The 20,377-nt window shown below is 61.4% G+C and carries 15 protein-coding genes and 2 pseudogenes; 2 read left to right on the forward strand and 15 right to left on the reverse strand.

Annotated features, from left to right (window positions below; genetic code table 11):
- The first annotated feature begins 264 nt into the window (after positions 1-264).
- A pseudogene (locus ACZZZP_RS12275) lies at positions 265-1,606 on the forward strand (sensor histidine kinase).
- 155 nt (positions 1,607-1,761) lie between these two features.
- Here the strand turns inward: ACZZZP_RS12275 and ACZZZP_RS12280 are convergent.
- From ACZZZP_RS12280 to zwf, 3 genes are read right to left on the reverse strand one after another with little or no spacing between them, the layout of a single operon-like run.
- Positions 1,762-2,433, reverse strand: a complete 672-nt coding sequence (locus tag ACZZZP_RS12280; RefSeq protein WP_463382898.1) for a bifunctional 4-hydroxy-2-oxoglutarate aldolase/2-dehydro-3-deoxy-phosphogluconate aldolase — start codon at positions 2,431-2,433, stop codon at positions 1,762-1,764.
- A 1-nt stretch (position 2,434) separates the two neighbouring features.
- Positions 2,435-3,151, reverse strand: a complete 717-nt coding sequence (pgl, locus tag ACZZZP_RS12285; RefSeq protein ID WP_463382899.1) for a 6-phosphogluconolactonase — start codon at positions 3,149-3,151, stop codon at positions 2,435-2,437.
- A complete protein-coding gene (zwf, locus tag ACZZZP_RS12290) occupies positions 3,138-4,607 on the reverse strand; it encodes a glucose-6-phosphate dehydrogenase (RefSeq protein ID WP_463382900.1) in 1,470 nt (489 codons plus the stop codon). Before zwf ends, pgl begins: the two co-directional genes overlap by 14 nt.
- Positions 4,608-4,818: 211 nt before the next feature.
- Here zwf and ACZZZP_RS12295 point away from each other — a divergent pair, with 211 nt between their 5' ends.
- The gene (locus tag ACZZZP_RS12295) at positions 4,819-5,679 is read left to right on the forward strand and encodes a MurR/RpiR family transcriptional regulator (protein ID WP_205898642.1); all 861 of its coding nucleotides are present in this window, start codon (positions 4,819-4,821) and stop codon (positions 5,677-5,679) included.
- Positions 5,680-5,776: 97 nt separating this feature from the next.
- Here ACZZZP_RS12295 and ACZZZP_RS12300 read toward each other — a convergent pair whose 3' ends face one another.
- The 12 genes and pseudogenes from ACZZZP_RS12300 to ACZZZP_RS12355 form a co-directional block, all read right to left on the reverse strand.
- Positions 5,777-6,625, reverse strand: coding sequence for a D-hexose-6-phosphate mutarotase (locus ACZZZP_RS12300; protein ID WP_463384706.1), 849 nt, complete (start codon positions 6,623-6,625; stop codon positions 5,777-5,779).
- 85 nt (positions 6,626-6,710) lie between these two features.
- Positions 6,711-7,926: pseudogene (locus tag ACZZZP_RS12305) on the reverse strand (carbohydrate porin).
- Between the two features lie 179 nt (positions 7,927-8,105).
- Positions 8,106-9,269, reverse strand: coding sequence for an ABC transporter ATP-binding protein (locus ACZZZP_RS12310; RefSeq protein WP_463382901.1), 1,164 nt, complete (start codon positions 9,267-9,269; stop codon positions 8,106-8,108).
- A 3-nt stretch (positions 9,270-9,272) separates the two neighbouring features.
- Positions 9,273-10,118, reverse strand: coding sequence for a carbohydrate ABC transporter permease (locus ACZZZP_RS12315; RefSeq protein WP_122496522.1), 846 nt, complete (start codon positions 10,116-10,118; stop codon positions 9,273-9,275).
- 19 nt (positions 10,119-10,137) lie between these two features.
- On the reverse strand, positions 10,138-11,046 hold the full coding sequence (locus tag ACZZZP_RS12320) for a carbohydrate ABC transporter permease (protein ID WP_122495602.1): 909 nt from the start codon (positions 11,044-11,046) through the stop codon (positions 10,138-10,140).
- A gap of 132 nt (positions 11,047-11,178) precedes the next feature.
- The gene (locus ACZZZP_RS12325; protein ID WP_122495600.1) at positions 11,179-12,471 is read right to left on the reverse strand and encodes an ABC transporter substrate-binding protein; all 1,293 of its coding nucleotides are present in this window, start codon (positions 12,469-12,471) and stop codon (positions 11,179-11,181) included.
- Between the two features lie 126 nt (positions 12,472-12,597).
- Positions 12,598-13,842: a D-mannose isomerase gene (locus ACZZZP_RS12330; RefSeq protein ID WP_463536952.1), complete on the reverse strand. Its 1,245-nt coding sequence runs from the start codon at positions 13,840-13,842 to the stop codon at positions 12,598-12,600.
- 218 nt (positions 13,843-14,060) lie between these two features.
- On the reverse strand, positions 14,061-15,032 hold the full coding sequence (gene epsC, locus ACZZZP_RS12335) for a serine O-acetyltransferase EpsC (protein ID WP_463536556.1): 972 nt from the start codon (positions 15,030-15,032) through the stop codon (positions 14,061-14,063).
- Positions 15,033-15,251: 219 nt separating this feature from the next.
- Positions 15,252-16,229, reverse strand: coding sequence for a TauD/TfdA family dioxygenase (locus ACZZZP_RS12340; RefSeq protein ID WP_463382903.1), 978 nt, complete (start codon positions 16,227-16,229; stop codon positions 15,252-15,254).
- Positions 16,226-17,617 carry a diaminobutyrate--2-oxoglutarate transaminase gene (locus ACZZZP_RS12345; protein ID WP_463382904.1) on the reverse strand — a complete coding sequence of 464 codons (1,392 nt, stop codon included), beginning with the start codon at positions 17,615-17,617 and terminating at the stop codon, positions 16,226-16,228. The genes ACZZZP_RS12340 and ACZZZP_RS12345 overlap by 4 nt, the downstream gene beginning before the upstream one ends.
- Positions 17,618-18,508: 891 nt before the next feature.
- On the reverse strand, positions 18,509-19,402 hold the full coding sequence (locus ACZZZP_RS12350) for a TauD/TfdA dioxygenase family protein (protein ID WP_463382905.1): 894 nt from the start codon (positions 19,400-19,402) through the stop codon (positions 18,509-18,511).
- Between the two features lie 56 nt (positions 19,403-19,458).
- Positions 19,459-20,367: a TauD/TfdA dioxygenase family protein gene (locus tag ACZZZP_RS12355; protein WP_463382906.1), complete on the reverse strand. Its 909-nt coding sequence runs from the start codon at positions 20,365-20,367 to the stop codon at positions 19,459-19,461.
- Between the last annotated feature and the right edge of the window lie 10 nt (positions 20,368-20,377).

Consider the following 20,377-nt stretch of genomic DNA (forward strand, 5'->3'; position numbering starts at 1 on the left):
AGGCGGCGGTCCGACGACTCGGAATCCAGAATTCTGGACGTTGCACAGATTGATGCACGACTAGAGAGCCTGGATCCCCGCGTGCGCGAGGATGACGGAGGTTTTTAAATAGTCCTCCGTCATCCTCGCGCATGCGGGGATCCAGAATTTTGAACGTTGCACAGCCTTCAAACCGTAGACCATCTGCCCCTAACATTAACCGGCCACACCCCAACCCAACCGAGCCCTCCTCGGCTGGGTTTTATCCGTTAAACAGGAGTCCACGTGCGCTCACTCTTTTGGCGAATCTTCGCCAGTTTCTGGCTAGCCATCGTGCTGGTAGCCGGCCTGTCGATGCTGCTAGGCCGCGTGCTCAATCAGGACGCCTGGATTCTCAGCCAGCACCCCGCGCTCCAAGGCGTGCCGGAAGACTGGGTGCGTATCTATGAAAGTGAGGGCCAGCAGGCGGCGCAGGATTATCTGGAGCAGCGCAAACGCGATTTCCACATCGACACGCAGGTGCTGGACGACAACGGCAACGTGCTGATTCAAGGCACTTTCCCCCGTCGAGCCGCCGCTTTTTGAGAAGCGCCAACACGACGACCCACGCCGCCTGCCGTGGCGCCGAATAACCACCGACTACACCAGCCCCAGCGGCGAAACCTATCTATTTATCTACCGCATCCCGCACCCGGAACTGGACAACTGGCACCGTGGCAGCCTGCTCTGGCCGTTGAGTGCGTTGTTTATCGCCTTGGTGGTGCTCACGGCCCTGAGCCTGCTGCTGACGTTGTCGATCACCCGCCCGCTCGGCCAATTGCGCGGGGCGGTGCATGACCTCGGTCAGGCGGCGTATCAGCAGCACACTCTGGCTCGCCTGGCGAATCGGCGTGATGAGTTCGGCGTGCTGGCCGGCGACTTCAATCGCATGGGCGAGCGTTTGCAAGATTTGATCAGCAGCCAGCGTCAGCTGCTGCGCGATGTGTCCCATGAGCTGCGTTCACCGCTGGCGCGTTTGCGCATTGCCTTGGCGCTGGCCGAACGCGCCGGGCCGGAGGAACGGGCGAAGCTGTGGCCGCGCCTGGAGCGCGAGTGTGATCGGTTGGAAGCGCTGATTAGCGAAATTCTCGCCCTGGCGCGCATGGACGCCAACCTCGGCGCTGCGCAGCCGGTGGATATCGCCGCGCTGTTGAAGAATCGCCAGGAAGAAGCGCAGCTCAACGAGGCCGAGCAAACGGTGACGGTGGAGGTTGAACCGGGCCTGACGCTGGCCGGCTGGCCAGACATGCTCGAACGCGCGCTGGATAATCTGCTGCGCAACGCCCTGCGCTTCAACCCCGCGGGGCAGCCCATCGAATTGCGTGCGGAGCGTGTGGGAGAGCAGGTGCGCTTGAGCGTGCGTGACCACGGACCGGGCGTGTTGCCCGAACATGTGGCGCGGCTGGGGGAACCGTTTTTCCGTGCGCCGGAGCAGAGTGCGCCGGGGCATGGTCTGGGTTTGGCGATTGCCCGTCGTGCGGCGGAACGGCATGGCGGCACGCTGGAACTGGCCAATCATGCCGAGGGTGGATTTGTGGCGAGTTTGGTGTTGCCGGTTGTGCATTCGGAGCAAAAGCATCGCGGCTAAAGCCGCTCCCACACGGGTCTTTGGGGGTTTGTGTAGGAGCGGCTTTAGCCGCGATCCAACAGCGTGCCGCCCCGCCGTTCCCACAGAACTCCTAAGACCTGTGGAAGCGGCTGGGCGGCACTCCGCTTTAGCCGCGATCAAGCAAACGCGATTATTCAGCCGTCCAACAACGCCAACGCATCCTTACTCACCTGCGTCACCCGCGCCCAATCGCCCGCCTTGGTCCACGCGCTGTCGAGCATCCAGCTACCGCCTACGCACATCACGTTCGGCACGGCCATATAAGCCAACAAGTTGTCGGGCTTCACGCCGCCGGTGGGGCAAAAGCGCACTTGGTTAAACGGCCCTCCCAAGGCTTTTAACGCCGGAATACCGCCGCAGGCTTCGGCCGGAAACAGCTTGAAGCGCCGATAGCCCATGGCATAACCCAGCATCAAATCCGACGCCCCGCCAGCCCCCGGCAGGAACGGCACCGAGCTGTCGACGGCGAAGCGCAGCAGCTCGGCGGTGCAGCCGGGGCTGACGATAAATTGTGCGCCCGCCTCCTCCGCCGCCTTGAACATCTGCGTGTCGAGAATGGTGCCAGCGCCGATGCACAGGTCCGGGCGTTCCTTGCGCAGCAGGCGAATGGCGGTGAGGCCGTGTTCCGAACGCAGGGTGATTTCCAGGGTGCGCAACCCGCCTTCGGCCAGCGCGTCGGCCATGGGCAGAATCTGCGCTTCGTTGTCGATGGTCACCACGGGAAGGATGCGCGCCTGACGGCAGATGGCATCAATCTGTGCGGTTTTTTCATCCATGCTCGGGGTCACGCTGTTGAGGAGTGTCATGTCAGGGGCACCAGTAAATGGACAGCGGCGAGCGCAGGAAGGCACGGATTGGCATGGCGTGAACGTCATCGCCCGCCAATGCGGCTTGCAAGGTGTCCAGCTTGGCTGGGCCTTGCAGGGCAAGAAATATCGAGCGCGCCGAACCCAGTATCGGCAGCGTCAGGGTGATGCGTTGATGCGGCACGGTCGGCGCCAGCATTGACAGGCAGCGCTGCGGGCAATCGGCGCTGAGGGCCGAGGCCAGCAACGGGCTGTTGGGGAATAGCGAGGCGGTATGACCGTCGTCGCCCATGCCCAGCACGAGTACATCAATCGGTTGCGGCAGTTCGCTGAGCGCGAGCTCCGCGCCAGCCACCGAAGCGTCGAGCGACGCCGGGCTGCGGTACAAGCCGATGAAATGTGCACGCGCCGCATCGCCGCGTAGCAAGTGGCGTTTTACCAACGCTTCGTTGCTGTCGCTGTGTTCGGTGGGCACCCAGCGCTCGTCAGCGAGGCTGACGACAACGCGCGCCCAGTCGAGCTTTTGCGTGCTCAGCGCGTCGAGAAACGCCGCCGGACTGCGGCCGCCGGACACCACCAAACTGGCGAAATCGCGTTCACGCAACGCCGTACTCAGGGCCTCGGCCACTGCTTCGGCCAAGTCGTGTGCGTGCTGTGTTGCCGATGCCTGGCTAAACGCCTGCACACCAGCGGGGAATTTCAGTTCAGAGATCGCCATACCAGGACCTCCCATCACGGGTAATCAGCGCCATGGCCGCCATGGGTCCCCAGGACCCGGCCGCATATGGCTTGGGTGGGTCGCCGAGCTGTTTCCAGCCGGCGATTAACTGGTCGCACCACAGCCAAGCGTGTTCGACCTCGTCTTTGCGCACGAACAGGTACTGGTTGCCTTGCGTCACTTCCAGCAACAGCCGTTCGTAGGCATCGGGAATGCGTGCTGCCTTGTAGGTTTCGGAGAAGTTGAGCTGCAACGGGCCGCTGCGCAGTTGCATGCCTTTATCCAGGCCCTGATCTTTGGTCATCACTTGCAGGGAAATGCCTTCGTCCGGTTGCAGGCGAATGATCAGCCGGTTGCTCACCAGCGGCCGTTGTTCCGGCGCGAAGATGTAGTGCGACGACTCTTTGAAGTGAATAACGATCTGCGACAGCTTCTGCGGCATGCGTTTGCCGGTGCGCAGGTAGAACGGCACGCCGGACCAGCGCCAGTTGCGAATTTCCGCGCGCACCGCCACATACGTTTCGGTATCGCTCTGCAGGTTGGCGTTGTCTTCTTCGAGGTAGCCCGGCACCGGTTTGCCGGCGCTGCTGCCCGCCACGTACTGGCCCCGTACCACTTGGCGGCTGAGCTGTTCCGGGGTGATGGGCGCCAGCGCTTTAAGCACTTTCACTTTCTCATCACGAATGCTGTCGGCCGACAGGTCGCTGGGCGGGTCCATGGCGATCAGGCAGAGCAGTTGCAGCAGGTGGTTCTGAATCATGTCGCGCAGTTGCCCGGCCTGATCGAAGTAACCCCAGCGCCCTTCAATGCCCACCACTTCGGCCACGGTGATTTCCACGTGGGAAATGTGGTGCTGGTTCCACTGGGTTTCGAACAGGCTGTTGGCAAAACGCAGGGCAATGAGGTTTTGCACCGTCTCTTTGCCCAAGTAATGGTCGATGCGGTAGATCTGGCTTTCCGGGAAATGCGCGGCGACGGCATCGTTGATGGCGCGTGACGATTCCAGGTTGTGGCCGATGGGCTTTTCCAGCACCACGCGGGTTTTCTCGGCCAGACCGCAAGCGGCGAGGTTGGCGCAGATGGCGCCGTACACGAACGCCGGCGTGGCGAAATAGGCGATCAGCGTGTCGGCAGTGCCCACTTCGTTCACCAGCGCGGCGTAATCGTCCGGCTGGGCGAATTCCATGCTGATGTAGCGCAGGCGCTGGCGAAAACGTTCGAGCACTTCGCCGTCCAGGTCCATGACCGGGATGTAGCGGTGCATCCAATCATCGATAAACGCCAGGTGTGTAGCGGGTTCGCCCTTGTCCCGGGCCAGGCAGATGATGCGCGTATCGGCGTGCAGCAAGCCGGCGCGATCAAGCTGATACAGGGCGGGAAAGAGCTTGCGCAACGCCAGGTCGCCCAGAGCGCCGAACAGGATAAGGGTGCAGGGTTTTGCAGTGATCACGGGCATGATATTTGTTCTTTTATCAAGTATTGGAAGAAATACCGCGTTAACCGGCTGAAATCAAGCTTAAATGTTGTAAACAAAACAACATTTTGCCCATCTCACTGTCGACAGTGGCCGTTTGCAGGGCCTCACAGTTAGGATAGGCCGCCCTGCCCGCGCCTCAAGCGTAGCGGCTGCAATTGGCCCGTATCACCGAGGAAACCAGATGGAACGCGTGCGTAACCTGTTGGAGCAGATCCAAAGCCGACTGGCCGAGCTGAACAAAGCCGAACGTAAAGTGGCGGAAGCCATTCTGCGCAGTCCGCAACAGGCCACCCGTTTCAGCATCGCCACCCTGGCCCAAGAAGCCCAAGTGAGCGAGCCGACGGTGAATCGCTTTTGCCGCTCGTTTGGCGTCAGCGGTTACCCCGAACTGAAAATGCAGCTGGCGCAAAGCCTGGCCAGCGGCGCGGCATATGTAAGCCGGGCAGTGGAAGCCGACGATGTGCCCGAGGCCTATACCCAGAAGATTTTTGGCAGTGCCATCGCCTCGCTCGACAGCGCTTGCCGCCAGCTTGATCCGCAGAAAATCAGCCGCGCCGTGGACCTTCTGATTCAGGCCCGGCAAATCAACTTCTTCGGCCTCGGCGCCTCCGCCTCGGTGGCGCTGGATGCGCAGCACAAATTCTTCCGCTTCAACCTCGCCGTCACCGCCCATGCCGACGTGCTGATGCAACGCATGCTCGCCTCGGTGGCCCATACCGGCGATTTGTTCGTGATCATTTCCTACACCGGCCGCACCCGTGAACTGGTGGAAGTGGCGCGCGTGGCCCGCGAAAACGGCGCCTCGGTGTTGAGCCTGACGGCAGCCAATTCGCCGCTGGCCAAGACCAGCACCTTGAGCGTGGATATTCCCCTGCCGGAGGACACCGACATTTACATGCCGATGACCTCGCGCATCATCCAGCTCACCGTGCTCGACGTGCTTGCCACCGGCGTAACCCTGCGCCGAGGCGTGGATTTCCAGCCGCATTTGCGCAAGATCAAAGAGAGTTTGAATGCCAGCCGGTATCCGAATGAGGATGATCCGGGGTAGTTCATTTCTATATCGGCGTTGCGCCAATCGCGGCTGAAGCCGCTCCTACACGTCGTGCAATTTGTGGGAGCGGCTTTAGCCGCGATGCTTTTAAAGGTCACACCGCCCGAACATGCAAGCGCAACTCCGCCTCTTCCCCCGGCCCAATCGTCACGCTGTCTTCCCGGCAACTCGCCGCCTGCACCGAGACAAACCCCAACGCCTCATGCCAACCGACATCGGCTAACGGCCGCGCGCCGGGGTGCCAGATCACGGTGTTGGCGCCGCCGCTGGTGTCGATCTGTAACCGGCGCCGCCACAGTTGGTCATCCAGGTCGATGCGCCCTGCCCGCCGGTACACGCGGTGGCAGCCGTTGTCCAAACGCAGCGGGCTGTTTTGCTGGAAGTCGTCGCGCAATAACAGGTCGTAGCCGTGCGCGCGCTCCAGGCCGCGCAGCGCCACCTGGGCCATGTCGCCCACGCGCCAATAGCCGTGTAAGGCATGGCTGAGCTGGCACGGTTCGCTGTCCTGATGCTGGGTGACCAGGCGCAATTTCAGCTCGGCGCCCAGTTCGGCAAACAGTTCTACTTGCCACTCGCACAAGTCCAACCGCCAATGCAGGCGCACGCCGGTGGCGTCGGCTTCATGGCTGATCAACTCCCAGTCGCTGAGCCGCGCCCAGCCATGGGACGGCCAGCCGCTTTCGGTCGGGTGTCGACTGAACCACGGCCAGCACACCGGCACACCGCCACGGATGGCGCCATGTTTAGGCCAGCGCGCGGCGCACCACAGCCAAGGCCGTTGGCCGCGCGGTTGGAAATGCAGCAACTGCCCGCCCTGCCGGCTAAACACCGCCTCGCAGGTGGGATGGCTGATTAGAAAAAGGTCGCGCTCCTGATGGCGCGTCCAACTGAAAAGGGGCTTGCCGGCGTCAACCAGCAGGGCGTGCAGAGGGTTGTCCTCTATACGCATCTGCTCGCTGGCCGCCACAAGTTCCGGGCGCGGCACGATAGGCCTGACTGTCTTTCGGCTCATCGACCGCGCTCAGGCATCACTTCCACCAGTATTCGACTTGCGCACCAAAGTTTGAGCCGTGCAGATCGGTGCCAAAGGCGCCGGTGTCGAGACAGTGCCGAACCCGCTGCGACCATGCTGGCCGAGCGTTGGGCTGCTTCGTTCCAGCTTGCGTAGGTGTAATACAAGCGGAATTCAGGACGGGTGGTGAAGCCCGGACCCATCGGCGACCACGTCGGGGCGACGGTGAATTTGGTCAGCTTGCGCGTACCGCCAGGGGCTTCAACCTGGTCGCGGCCCAGTTCGGTGACGAACTTGAAGGTGTCGGTAATTGCATACACCGGACGCACGCCAACGGAGAGCCAGTTCTGGTCCTGGCCGTCTTCGCGCTTGTCTTTTTCGTAGACGATTTCGAACTGACCGCCGAAATGTTTGGTCACCTGCCAATCGAAGAATTCCACCACGCGCCAGTTGGTTGCACTGTCGTCCAGCGTCGGATCGCCGGTGTAGCCAAGACCAGTGCCGGGGCCGACGCCGTATTGGAAGGCCAGGGTGTTAACGCCGCCGAGGAATTCTTTCTGTTTGTGCTGCACGGTTACCGAGTAACCGCTGTGGGCGTCGGTGCTGTCGGGCTTGTCGATGTAGCTGACGCCTACTTGCACGGTGCCGTTGGGGTTGGTGTTGAAGCCGTCGACGTTGAAGTCGTGACGGTTGATGTACGGTTCCTGGTCGTAGTTGTCTTTACGCGAGAACACGTAGCTGTACTTCAGGTCACCGATCTGAACTTCGTCGAAGCCGAAACCGGTGGCGCTCTGGTTCCAATAGTAGAAGTCGGAGATATGGATGTCGTTTCGTTTGTAGAAACGCCGACCGGCCCAGAACGAACCGCCATTGAGCGCGGGCATGTTGCTCCACTCGGCGTACATCTGGTTCATGCGGGCGAAGCCGTAGTCGCCAGTGTATTTCGGGGTTTTGTCGTACTGGTTGTAGAGCTGGGCCATGCCCTCGACGCTCAACACCGAACCGTCGTCGAGCTTGAACAGGTCCTGACGCAGGTCCAATTCAGTGTATTGCTCGCATTCGTTACCCAACCGGTATTTGGACTTCGCGCCTTGCAGCTGGAAGCACTGCTGGCCGGAACTGTTTACCGAGGTGCCGATGCCGTTACGGGTATAGCCGCTGAACTCCAGGGCCTGGGCCGACCACGGGAACATTGCCAGGGCGCACGGCAGTGCCCAGAGACTTTTTTTCATTGTGCTCATATCCACTCCACTCATTTTTATTGTTGTTGCGCTTCGGATAACGGTTGCGCGTCGGTACATATCAAGGGCCCCGCCTTGCGGTGGGGGTACTGCTTAAATCGGTGTTTGCCCTATCGCGGCTAAAGCCGCTCCTACACGGTTTTGTAGGAGCGGCTTTAGCCGCGATGCGCTTAGCCTTCGCGCGGAATCAACCGCGTCACACGCCCTGCTTTTTCAGCGGGTTGCGACTTTCCCAGCAGCCCCAGGCGCTCTCCACTCTTGGCGTCGAACAGCAGCACTTTGTCCGGGTCGAATTGCAGCTCCAGGGTGTCGCCCACACGCGGCGCCATGTCCGGTGCCAGGCGGCAGCAGACTTTGGTTTGGTTGAGGTTGACGAATACCAGGGTGTCGGGGCCGGTCGGCTCGATCACTTCCACTTCGGACAAAATGCTCGGCAGGCTGGAGCCGGCCGCAGCCAGGCAAATTTGCTCGGGGCGAATGCCCAGAATCACTTCGCGGTTTTCCAGCCCTTCGTCCTGCATGGCCAGCGGCAACTCGCAACGCGCCTGCCCGGAATCCAGCAGTGCCAACAGACGGCCGTCGCGACGTTGCAGGCGCAGGGGAATGAAGTTCATGGGCGGCGAACCAATAAAGCTCGCCACGAACAGGTTGGCCGGGTCGTTGTAAATCTGTTGCGGGGTGCCGAATTGCTGCACCACGCCATCTTTCATCACCGCCACTTTGTCGCCCAAGGTCATGGCTTCAATCTGGTCGTGGGTGACGTAAACGGTGGTGGTTTTCAGGCGCTGGTGCATCAGCTTGATTTCGGTGCGCATCTCAACGCGCAGCTTGGCGTCGAGGTTCGACAGCGGTTCGTCGAACAGGTAAATCTTCGGCCGCCGTGCCAGTGCCCGGCCCATGGCCACACGCTGTTGCTGGCCGCCGGAAAGCTGGCCCGGCTTGCGCGCCAGCAGGTGTTCGATCTGCAGCAGCTTGGCCACGCGAGACACTTCTTCTTCGATGGCCGCCGCGCTCATCTTGCGCATCTTCAACCCGAAGGCGATGTTCTCGCGCACGTTCATGGTCGGGTACAGGGCGTACGACTGAAACACCATGGCAATGTCACGGTCTTTCGGGCTCATGCCGCTGATGTCAGCGCCGTCGACGAGAATCTCGCCACCGGTAATATTTTCCAGGCCGGCGATGCAGTTCATCAGGGTCGATTTACCGCAGCCAGACGGGCCCACCAAAATCAGAAACTCGCCGGACTCGATCTTCAGTTCGATGTCTTTGAGGGTGTCCGGCAAGCCGCTGCCGTAGGTTTTCTTGACGTTTTTAAGTTCGAGAGTTGCCATGTTTCACCCCTTGACCGCGCCGGCCGTGAGTCCACGCAGGAAGTACTTGCCCGCGACGATGTAGACCAGCAGCGTTGGCAGGCCGGCGATCATCGCCGCCGCCATGTCTACGTTGTATTCCTTGGCCCCGGTGCTGGTGTTCACCAGGTTATTGAGGGCCACCGTGATCGGTTGAGCGTCGCCACTGGCGAACACCACACCAAAGAGAAAGTCGTTCCAGATCTGGGTGAACTGCCAGATGAGGCAGACCATGATGATCGGCACCGACATGGGCAGCAGAATCCGCCCGAAAATGGTGAAGAAGCCGGCGCCGTCGAGGCGCGCGGCCTTGACCAGGGCATCGGGAATCGCCACGTAGAAGTTGCGGAAGAACAGCGTGGTAAAGGCCATGCCGTACACCACGTGAATCAGCACCAGGCCGGTGGTGGTGTTGGCCAGGCCGAGTTTGCCGAGGGTGAACGAGGCCGGCAGCAGCACGGTCTGGAACGGCAGGAAGCAGCCAAACAGCAGCAGACCGAAGAACAACTGCGACCCGCGAAAGCGCCACATCGACAGCACGTAGCCGTTCATGGCACCGATAAAGGTGGAGATCAGCACCGCTGGCACGGTGATTTTCACCGAGTTCCAGAAGTAGCCGCCGACGATGTCCCAGGCCTTGATCCAGCCGATGCCGTCGATCATTTGCGGCCAGCTCAGCAGGTTGCCGGTGCGAATGTCGTCGGGGCTTTTGAAACTGGTCAGCAGCATCACCACCAGCGGCACCAGGTACACGGCGGCGGCGCCGAACAAGGTGACGTAAATCGCCAGGCGGCTGAAGCTGAACGACGTTTTACCGTACGGGCGGGCCATTGGGCTTACAGCAATGGAATCAGTCATGGCGTTTGTTCCGCAGCTCGGAGTACAGGTACGGCACCAGAATGGTCAGGATCGCGCCCAGCATCAGCATGGCGCTGGCTGAACCGATGCCCATCTGGCCGCGGCTGAAGGTGAAGGAATACATGAACATCGCCGGCAGATCGGACGAGTAACCAGGACCGCCTGCGGTCATGGCCGCCACCAGGTCGAAGCTCTTGATCGAGATGTGCGCCAGAATCATGAAGGCGCTGAAAAACACCGGCCGCAGACTCGGCAATACGATGCGCAGGTAGATGGTCGGCAGGCTGGCGCCGTCCACTTGTGCGGCGCGAATAATCGATTGATCAACACCGCGCAGACCGGCGAGGAACATCGCCATCACAAAGCCCGAGGCCTGCCACACGGCGGCGATCACCAGGCAGTACACCACGCGCTCCTGATCCACCAGCCAGTCGAGGCGGAAGCCTTCCCAGCCCCAGTCACGCAGCATTTTGTCCAGGCCGAGGCCCGGGTTGAGCAGCCATTTCCAGGCGGTACCGGTGACGATCATCGAGAGCGCCATCGGGTACAGGTAAATGGTGCGAATGAAGCCTTCTTTGCGAATGCGCTGGTCCAGCAGCACCGCGAGGAACACGCCGAGTATCAGGCTGATGGCGATAAACATGCCGCCAAACAGCACCAGGTTTTTACTCGCGACCCACCAGCGGTCGTTGTCGAGCAGGCGCACGTATTGCTGCACGCCGACCCACTTGTAGCTCGGCATGAAGCTGGAATTGGTAAAGGACAGAATGAACGTCCAGAGGATGTATCCGTAGAAGCCCACCAGAATCAGCAACATGCTCGGCGCGACGACCAGTTTCGGAAGCCAGCGCTGCAAGGTGTCGAACGGTGAGGCCTTGTTAAATACCGCCACGGTGCTCATCGGCATAACCCAGTCTTAGAGAAATTCAGTCCAAACGCTCCCCGCGACGCAGGCGTGGCCGTTGTCGAGGGGCTGCCGAGGCAGCAGAGCGTTGGAGGTAAAGCTGCCGGCGAACCGGCAGCGGTCAAGCACTTACATCGCGGCCTTGATAGCCGAAGCCATCTGCGCACCGGCCTTGGTTGGGTCGGCGTTCTTGTCGCTCATGAAGTTGGTCACCACATCGAAGATCGCCCCTTGTACCGCCAGGGAGGTCGCCATGTTGTGGGCCATGCTTGGCTTCAGGGTGCCGGCTTTGTCGGCGGCCTTGAAGTCGGCCATAGCGGCCTGGCCACAGCTGTCGAACTTGGTCATATCCAAGTCGTCACGCACCGGGATCGAACCTTTGTTCTGGTTGAACACGTACTGGAATTCAGGCTCGAGGATGATCTTCGCCACTTCGTTCTGCGCAGCGATGTTGCCCGGCGTGTTGTTCTTCGCCGAGAGCTTGAACATGGCCAGCGAGTCGATGTTGTAGGTGAAGCTGCCTTGCGTACCTGGGAACGGCACACACTCGAAGTCGGTGCCGGCTTTCTTGCCTGCCGCGCTCCACTCGCTCTTGGCCCAGTCACCCATGATTTGCATGCCGGCTTTGCCGTTGATGACCTTGGCCGCTTCCAGGTTCCAGTCCTGGCCGGTGCCGTCCGGATCCATGTAGCCCTGAAGTTTTTTCAGGGCTTTGAACACTTCGGTCATTTTGGCGCTGGTGAGGGTGTCTTCGTCTTGCTCGATGAACGCTTTGGTGTAGCCGTCTGCGCCCATGATGCTCAGCACCAGGTCTTCAAAGACGGTGCTGTCTTGCCACGGTTGACCACCGTGAGCCAACGGAATGAAACCGGCGGCCTTGAATTTTTCAGCAGCGGCGAACAGTTCGTCGAGGGTAGTCGGCGCCTTGTCGATGCCAGCTTTTTTCATCGCGACGGGGTTGATCCACAGCCAGTTAACGCGGTGAATGTTCACCGGTACGGCCACGTAGTGATCGTCGTACTTCATGGTGTCGGCGACGGTTTTGGACAGCAATTTGTCCCAGTTATTGGCCTTGGACACATCGTCCAGCTCGGTCAGCAAACCGAGGGCGCCCCAGTCTTGCAGGTCAGGGCCTTTGATCTGGGCGGCGGAAGGTGGGTTGCCGGAAACGGCGCGGGTTTTCAGTACGGTCATGGCAGCAGCACCACCACCGCCGGCCACGGCACTGTCTTTCCAGGTGTAGCCGTCTTTTTCCACCAGTTTGCGCAGCACGTCGATGGCTTTGGCTTCACCGCCAGACGTCCACCAGTGCACCACTTCTACAGTGCCTTTGGACTCTGTAGGGGCATCGGCGGCAAGGGCGCTGAGGGGAAATAGGGAGGCGAGGGAAATAACAGCGGCGAGTCGGTTGATCGCGTTCATCTGAAGTACCTTCTTGTTGTTATACAGGCAAGTCGGAAGCTTGCGTTGCGATGGATTCTAATCAAGCGTTTTAGCTCCTGAGGTAACGAAGGGACGCGTAAATGTCACAGCTCCGTGACAAAACTTTTAGGTTCTTGGCACTAGCCTGGAAAGCTCGGCCAGCGCGGCTGTGAGGCTCGGCGCCAGGCCAATTTGCGGCAGGCAAACTGCCTGATACGCGTGATACAAATCCGGTTTTCCCGCCCAAATAGTGGCCGATGGCACGTTGTGAACATCCAGCTCGTGGTGCCAGCTGCCCTGCTCGCGGTCGATGAAATAAGCCTCGATAAAATCCCAGAACCGCCGGTACCACACTTCATAACGCTGCTCGCCGGTGCGCTTGAGCAGCGCCGCCGCCGTGGCGCTCGCCTCGGCATGCACCCAGTGCAAACGGGGGCGCACCACGGGCTTATTTTGCCAATCCAGCGTGTAGACCAACCCCGGTGCCCCATCGACATTCCAGGCGTAGCGGCAGGCCGCATCGAACAACCCAACGGCGTCATGCAGCAGCCAATCGGGCGCTGCGTAGTTGGCGCGTTGCAGCGAAGCTTCCAGGTGCAGCACCAACCGGGCCCATTCAAATGCGTGGCCGGGCGTGGTGCCGTATGGGCGAAAACCATCGGCTGGATTGGCCAGGTTGTAATCCAGTTGCGGCTGCCATTGACGGTCGAAATGTTCGATGACGCCGTAGCCGTTGTCGGCCGCGTGGCCATGAATCAGTCGCTCAACCATCCGCAGCGCGCGCTCTAGCCAGCGGGTTTCGCCGGTGGCGTCGGCCAGGGCGAGGAATGCTTCGGTGCCGTGCATATTGCTGTTGGCACCGCGATACGCTTCTTCGTCGGTCCAGTCGCGAGCGAAGGATTCGCGTAGCGCGCCCTCCTCCTCGCTCCAGAAATATTCATCAATTATCTGCACCGCCTGCGCCAACAACTGCCCGGCACCCGCAGCGCCCGCTTGCAGCGCTGAGCTGGCGGCCAACGCCACGAACGCATGCAAATAAGCGGCTTTGCCAGTGTTGCCGTCGCGGTGTTCAGCCACCGCAAACCAGCCGCCATGCTCGGCATCGCGCAACGGCCCGAGCAACGCGGCGACGCCGTGCTCAACCAACTCCAGGCAACCGGGAATGCCCTGCACATGAGCCATGGCGAAACTGTGGGTCATGCGCGCCGTGTTCATGGTTTCGGCCACCGCATCGGCGGGCAAACGACCCTGCGCATCGAGGTTGGCAAAGCCCTGCGCAACCCGAGCGGCCTTGGCAAAACTCAGCAAGCGCAGGCCCTCGGTTTGCAACCAAACGTGGTGCGCGGGGGCATGCAGCCAGCTGGAAAAAATTCGCGTCGATGCGGTCGCCGGTCATGGGCGTTCCCTGTTTAAGTGGGTTGGCGGTGAGGTGCGCCAAATTCTACGCAGCGTATGAGCGAGAAATTCCGATTCAGTGCCAAGAAAAGTGTCACGGGTCTGTGACAAATGCCCGCGCTAGAGGCGCTGCGCGGATGTGGGGCGGGGAACCGTCAGCCGCGCGGGTCGGCTGACGGGTTTTGCAGAAGGCGTTACTGACCGGCCGGTTGGCTTTGCGCCGTGGCTTGGGTGACGTTGCTGCCGGCCGGCACGCTGCGCGTGAGCCAGACGTTGCCGCCGATGGTCGAGCCTTTGCCCAACGTGATGCGCCCCAGAATGGTGGCGCCGGCGTAAATCACCACGTCGTCTTCCACAATCGGGTGACGCGGCTGGCCTTTGTGCAGCTGGCCATTTTCGTCGGCGCTGAAGCGTTTGGCGCCCAGGGTCACGGCTTGGTAAATGCGCACGTGGTTGCCGATGATCGCGGTTTCGCCGATCACCACGCCAGTGCCGTGATCGATGAAAAAACTGTGGCCAATTTGCGCGCCAGGGTGAATGTCGATGCCGGTCGCCGAGTGCGCCAGCTCGGCACTGATACGCGCCAACAATGGCAAACCGGCGCGGTACAAATGGTGCGCCATGCGATGGTGAATCACCGCCAGAATGCCGGGGTAGCACAGCAGCACCTCGTCGACGCTGCGGGCGGCTGGGTCGCCTTGGTAGGCGGCGATTACGTCGCTGTCGAGCAAGCGGCGAATGCCGGGCAAGGCGCTGGCGAAATCCCGAACGATGGCCACTGCTGCCGCCTCGCCATTAGGCTCTTCGCCGCGGTGACGCGCCGCGTAAGCGAGCTCCAGGCGCACCTGAATCAGCAGGCAGTTAAGGGCGTTATCGAGGGTGTGGCCGACGTAGAAATCTTCGCTTTCCTGACGCAGATTGCTCGGCCCCAACCGCATGGGAAACAGCGCGCCAATCAGCCCATCGAGAATATTCGCCATGGCCTGACGCGACGGCAATTCGCGCCCCACTAACTCGCGCGAACGGCCCGTGCTACTGCGCCACTCGGCGCGCACCGCATGCAGTTCGCCGACGATTTTCTCCAGCTGCCAATTCACCGGTTGGCTGACGGCCTCGGTGGGCGTTGGCGTCAGCTTATCGAGGCCGGCATTGAGCAGTTCAGACATGGCAATCCCAAGGCGCGAGGCCGAATTAGGCGGGATGGCTACTCTAAGTCGCGGCTCGGAAGGCGCCTAAATAATTAATTCGTTTAGGCATAGAACGGAATCGTCTAGCCCGACGCCATTCTGTAGGAGCGGCTTCAGCCGCGATGCTCTTAAACGACGTGCTAGGCAGGTCTGGCCAATCGCGGCTAAAGCCGCTCCTACAGGATGGCGGGGGAACGCTCAACTTCCATGCCCCTGCGCCATCGCCACGATCACTTTGCGTTTGCCGGTGAAGGTAGAGCGGGCGTGGGCGGCGAGCATGTTGTCGAGCATCAGCACATCGCCGGCTTGCCAGGGAAAGCGGATTGCGCAATCGTCGAGCACGCTGCGTATTTCATCCAGCAGGCTGTCTTCGATGGGGCTGCCGTCGCCGTAGTAGACGTTTCGCGGCAGGTCTTCTTCATCAACGATGTCCAGCAGGTTTTCGCGGATGTCGGCCGCCAGGTTGGAGAGGTGAAACAGGTGCGCCTGGTTGAACCACACGTCTTCCCCCGTCACCGGATGCCGCGCCACGGCTTGGCAAATCTGGCGGGTGCGCAGCTCGCCGTCGTCTTTCCATTCACAGGTGATGGCGTGGCGCGCGCAATAGGCTTCGACCACGGCCGGGTCGTCGCTGTTGAATACTTGCTCCCACGGCACGTCGAGGCCATTGCCGAAGTTGCGTACGTACATCAGGCCGTGACGGTTAAAGCGCTCGTGAATGCGCTGGGGAGTGCGGCGGAAAATCTCACGGCTGTCGGCAATCGGCGTTTCGCCGCCGGTTTCGGCGGCGATCATGCTGTAGAACCAAATCTTCATCGGCCATTCGCGGGTGTAAGCCTGCTCGTTGTGCAGTGGAATGCGCTGATGGGCCGGGTATTCGGTGGAGGTGTAAACGCCCTGCGTCACGTTGCTGCGCGGCGTGGAGCCGAATTCGTAATTGAGCAGGTCGTGACCAAAGCCGGCGGCGAAGGCGCGGAAACGCTCGGGCTCGCCCACCTCGAAACCGCGAAACAAAATGCCGCCCGCCTTGAGCAAATGGCTGTCCACCAGCGGCCGGATTTGCCCAAGCATTTCCAGCAAATCCAAGCCCGGCGCGGGCGCCTGAATCAGCAGTGGCAGCACGCCGCCGCTACTGAGCAGCGGCCTGATCGTCAGCGCCGGGGCAATGGCGTTCATGCCAGCGCGTCCACTGCAGCGGCGAACGCGCGGGCGAAGCGCGCGGCCACTTCATCGATCTGTTCGGCGCTGATAATCAGCGGCGGCAGAAAGCGCACCACGCTGCCATGGCGGCCGCCGAGTTCCAGAATCAGTCCGCGCTTGAGGCACTCCGCTTGAACCCGCGAAGCCAGCGCCGTGAATGCAGGCGGATGGCCGAGGTTGTCGACCCTGCCGCGCGGGTCCACCAGTTCAACGCCGAGCATCAGGCCGCGCCCTCGAATGTCGCCCATCTGCGGATAGTCCCGTTGCAGCGTGCGCAAATGCTCGGTCAGCCGTTCGCCCATGGCCGTGGCGTGGCTGGCGATGTCGTGTTCGCGCAGGTAACGCAGCACGGCGGAACCAGCCGCCATCGCCATTTGGTTGCCCCGGAACGTGCCGGCATGGGCGCCGGGTGCCCAGGTGTCGAGCCACTCGCGATACACCACCACGGCCAACGGCAGGCTGCCGCCGATGGCTTTGGACAGCACCACTACATCGGGAATGATGCCGGCGTGTTCAAAGGCAAACATTTTCCCGGTGCGGGCAAAGCCGCTTTGTATTTCATCAACGATCAGGGCGATGCCGGCGCGTTCGGTGATCCGTCGCAGGCCTTGTAGCCACGCAATGTCGGCAGGAATGACACCGCCCTCGCCTTGCACCACTTCCACAATCACCGCTGCTGGCAACAGCACGCCGCCTTCGGGATCGTTGATCAGGTTTTCCAGGTAATTGAGATTGACCTGCACGCCCTGCTCGCCGCCGAGGCCAAACGGGCAACGGTAGTCGTAGGGATACGGCAAAAACTGCACGCCATTGCCGAGCACCGCACCCAAGGGCTTCTTCGGGCCGTGGTTGCCCATCAGATTCAGCGCGCCGAGGCTCATGCCGTGGTAGCCGCCCTGGAACGACAGAATGCCGCTACGGCCGGTAGCCGTGCGCACCAGCTTCAGCGCGGCTTCCACCGCGTCGGTGCCCGTGGGGCCACAGAACTGGATTTTTGCCTCGCGGGCCAGGCCTTCGGGCAGCACGGCGAAGAGGTCTTGCACAAACTGGTCTTTGACCGGCGTGGTCAGGTCGAGCGTGTGCAGCGGCAGTTCGTCGTTGAGCACTTGGCGAATGGCGTCGATCACCACCGGATGGTTGTGGCCCAACGCCAGGGTTCCAGCGCCGGCGAGGCAGTCGATAAAGGTGCGGCCTTCGACGTCTTCCACGTAGATGCCACGGGCGCGCTTGAGTGCCAGAGGGATGCGCCGCGGGTAGCTACGGGCGTTGGATTCCTGGCGCTTTTGCCGCGCCAGCAATGGGCTTTCTTCGAAGTGGTAAAGCGCTTCTTCCGGGGCGGTGACACGCGAGGCGGCGACTTGCATGGGGTGTGGAACTCCGTGGGTAGGCAGCGACGCAACCAAAGGCGCGCCCGCGCGTTCGGTGGCTGTTGGAAGAAGGGACGTGTGGGTGGGGGGGAAATTTAGGCGGAAAGGGTTTTGCGCTGGGGAAAAGTGGGCAGGTATTCAGACCTGACCCATCATTCGAAAAAAACCTCCGTCATTCCCGCGAAGGCGGTGGTCCGACAGTTCGGGATCCAGCGTTTCCAGTCGTACACGGTGTGAAGTGCGGCGGTATTCATTACCGCATGTGCTGACCTGACTCATCACTCGAAAAAAACCTCCGTCATCCTCGCGAATGCGGTGGTCCGACAATTCGGGATCCAGAGTCTCAAGCCGTACACCGGTGTGAAGTGCGGAGCTATTCGTTACCGCGTGCGCTGACCTAACTCATCACTCGAAAAAAACCTCCGTCATCCTCGCGCACGCGGGGATCCAGAATCTTAAGCCGTATGCATATGGCACGGGCGGCGGTATTCATTACCGCGTGCGCTGAACGTTTTTGTTTCGCGCCTTACGCGCGACTCACTTTTTCCAGTCGCGGAAAAAGTAAGCAAAAACGCTTGCCCCTACCTTGGGTCTCCGCTGCGCTCCGACTTCCCTCCCTCCATCGCCGCTCCGGGGGCACGGACTAGGCGTCCCCGCGATAAGGGCCATCCATGGCCCGACACGCCTTTCGCGGCTCCCGGCCGCTCAACCCCCTCCACGTCGACTCCACTCGGCCTGCGATGAATGGGGCGGGTAAATCACAAGCCAGATCAAAAGCGGTAGATCAGAAGCGGTAGATCAAAAAAACATCGCGGCTAAAGCCGCTCCCACAGGTTATTCGCCGTCCTGTGGGAGCGGCTTTAGCCGCGATTCCTGCAAACACCAATCTCAAAACGGCCGACTTCCCGCCAAGCTGATCCGTTTAAGGTTACGCCGCTCTTTAGCGTCAAAGGCGTTGCGGGCATGCAGGGTGGCTTGGTTGTCCCAGTAGACGATGTCGCCGACCTGCCATTTGTGGGTGTAGTAGAGCGCGGGGTTTTGCAGGTGTTGGCGCAGGCGGGCGATCAGTTCTTGGCCTTTTTCGGGGTCGTAGCCGGGGATTTCCACTTCGGTGTGCACGCTGAGGAAGAGCAGTTTTTTGCCGCTGTCGGGGTGTACGCGTACCAGCGGGTGCTCGGTGCCTTGGATGGGTTCGATGTCGGGCGTTCGGTAGGTGGCGAAGGTGCCGCCGTAGCCGCCGCTTTTCAGGCGTACGAAGGGGTTGTAGTTGATCAGGCGTAGGCCTTCGATTTCGGCTTTGGTGGTTTCAGGCAGCGTTTCGTAGGCCAGGGCCAGGTTGGTCCAGCTGGTCTCCCCGCCCTTGCTCGGCACTTCCAGCGCGTAGAGCAACGAGCCGGCTGAGGGCGTGGGCGTCCATTGGTGGTCGCTGTGGGCGGGCAAGGCGAAGTTGCCCAGTTCACCGCCTTCGGTATTGGCGACGCGAACGATGGCCGGCGCTTTGCCGTCGGCGCCGGAGGACAGTACGGGAATGTCGGCCGGTGGCTGAAATACCGAGCCGAAGTAGCTGGTGAAGTGCAGGTACTGCGGGTCGTCCAGTTGCTGGTTTTTGAAGATCAGAATGTGGTGGTCGCGCAGGGCTTGTTTCAGCGCCAGTACCTGCTCGGCAGTCAACGGCTGGCGGGCGTCGAGACCGTGCACTTCGGCGCCCAGCGGGGCGTGGTGCAGCGGCACGATGGCGAAAGCGGGTTCGGTGTGGCGCAACGCGGTGGCGGCGTGGCTCATGGTGCAGTTTCTCCAGGTGTGAAAAGCCCGCCGCACTCGACGGGCTACTGAGTGGCTCAGGCTTTTTTGATGGTGTGGCTGCGCTGACCGTTAACGCCGTAGGGCACTTCGCCGTGCAGGGTCACGCGGCGCACGATGCGCGACTGGTTGCCGTAGTCGTCGACGGCGTAGTGCTGGGTGGAGCGGTTGTCCCAGATCGCCACGTCGCCCACTTGCCAGGTCCAGCGCACGGTGTTTTCCAGGCGCGTGACGTGGCTTTGCAACAGGTTGAACAGGTGCGCCGAGTCTGGCGCGCTGTAGCCTTTGATGCGTTTGACGAAATGCCCGAGCAACAAGCTGCGCTCGCCGCTGACTGGGTGCACGCGCACGACCGGGTGCTCGGTTTCGTACACGGTGGAGGTGAAGACTTTGCGGTAGTGCTCGGCCGCTTCGACCTGAGCGTTGGGCTTGATGGCGGCGTAGTCGTATTCGTTGCTGTGGATGGCCACCAGTTTGTCGGCCAGCTCTTTCAGCTCGCTCGGCAGGTGTTCGTAGGCGGTGGCGGTGTTGGCCCAGGTGGTGTCGCCGCCGTATTCGGGTACGACTACCGAACGCAGAATCGAGGCTTTCGGGTAGGCGTCGACGAAGGTCACGTCGGTGTGCCAGGAGCTAGCGCGCGCGCCTTTGGCGGAGTCCAGTTCGAGCAGGAAATGGGTGCCGTCTACCACCGGCACGGTCGGGTGTGCCACGGGTTCGCCGAGCAGTTTGGCGAAGGCTTCCTGGCTGGCGTCGTCGAGATGAGTCTGGCCACGGAAGAAGATGACTTTGTGTTCGACCAGCGCTTGCTGGATGGCGGCAACGGTGTCGGCATCCAGGTCGGCGGACAATTTCACGCCGCGAATTTCGGCGCCGATTCGGCCGGCCACGCGGCGAATGTCCAGGTGCAGGGTGTTGCTCAGGGGAGTGGCCAGTGCTGCATTGCTCATGGGTGGTTCC

The organism is Pseudomonas sp. AC211, assembly GCF_979258055.1.

What these genes read in the sequence shown, in the direction of transcription:
- ACZZZP_RS12280 (WP_463382898.1), bottom strand. Translation starts at nt 2,433, where the DNA reads ATGACACTCCTCAACAGCGTGACCCCGAGCATGGATGAAAAAACCGCA.
- pgl (WP_463382899.1), bottom strand. Translation starts at nt 3,151, where the DNA reads ATGGCGATCTCTGAACTGAAATTCCCCGCTGGTGTGCAGGCGTTTAGC.
- zwf (WP_463382900.1), bottom strand. Translation starts at nt 4,607, where the DNA reads ATGCCCGTGATCACTGCAAAACCCTGCACCCTTATCCTGTTCGGCGCT.
- ACZZZP_RS12310 (WP_463382901.1), bottom strand. Translation starts at nt 9,269, where the DNA reads ATGGCAACTCTCGAACTTAAAAACGTCAAGAAAACCTACGGCAGCGGC.
- ACZZZP_RS12315 (WP_122496522.1), bottom strand. Translation starts at nt 10,118, where the DNA reads ATGGCCCGCCCGTACGGTAAAACGTCGTTCAGCTTCAGCCGCCTGGCG.
- ACZZZP_RS12320 (WP_122495602.1), bottom strand. Translation starts at nt 11,046, where the DNA reads ATGAGCACCGTGGCGGTATTTAACAAGGCCTCACCGTTCGACACCTTG.
- ACZZZP_RS12325 (WP_122495600.1), bottom strand. Translation starts at nt 12,471, where the DNA reads ATGAACGCGATCAACCGACTCGCCGCTGTTATTTCCCTCGCCTCCCTA.
- epsC (WP_463536556.1), bottom strand. Translation starts at nt 15,032, where the DNA reads ATGTCTGAACTGCTCAATGCCGGCCTCGATAAGCTGACGCCAACGCCC.
- ACZZZP_RS12340 (WP_463382903.1), bottom strand. Translation starts at nt 16,229, where the DNA reads ATGAACGCCATTGCCCCGGCGCTGACGATCAGGCCGCTGCTCAGTAGC.
- ACZZZP_RS12345 (WP_463382904.1), bottom strand. Translation starts at nt 17,617, where the DNA reads ATGCAAGTCGCCGCCTCGCGTGTCACCGCCCCGGAAGAAGCGCTTTAC.
- ACZZZP_RS12350 (WP_463382905.1), bottom strand. Translation starts at nt 19,402, where the DNA reads ATGAGCCACGCCGCCACCGCGTTGCGCCACACCGAACCCGCTTTCGCC.
- ACZZZP_RS12355 (WP_463382906.1), bottom strand. Translation starts at nt 20,367, where the DNA reads ATGAGCAATGCAGCACTGGCCACTCCCCTGAGCAACACCCTGCACCTG.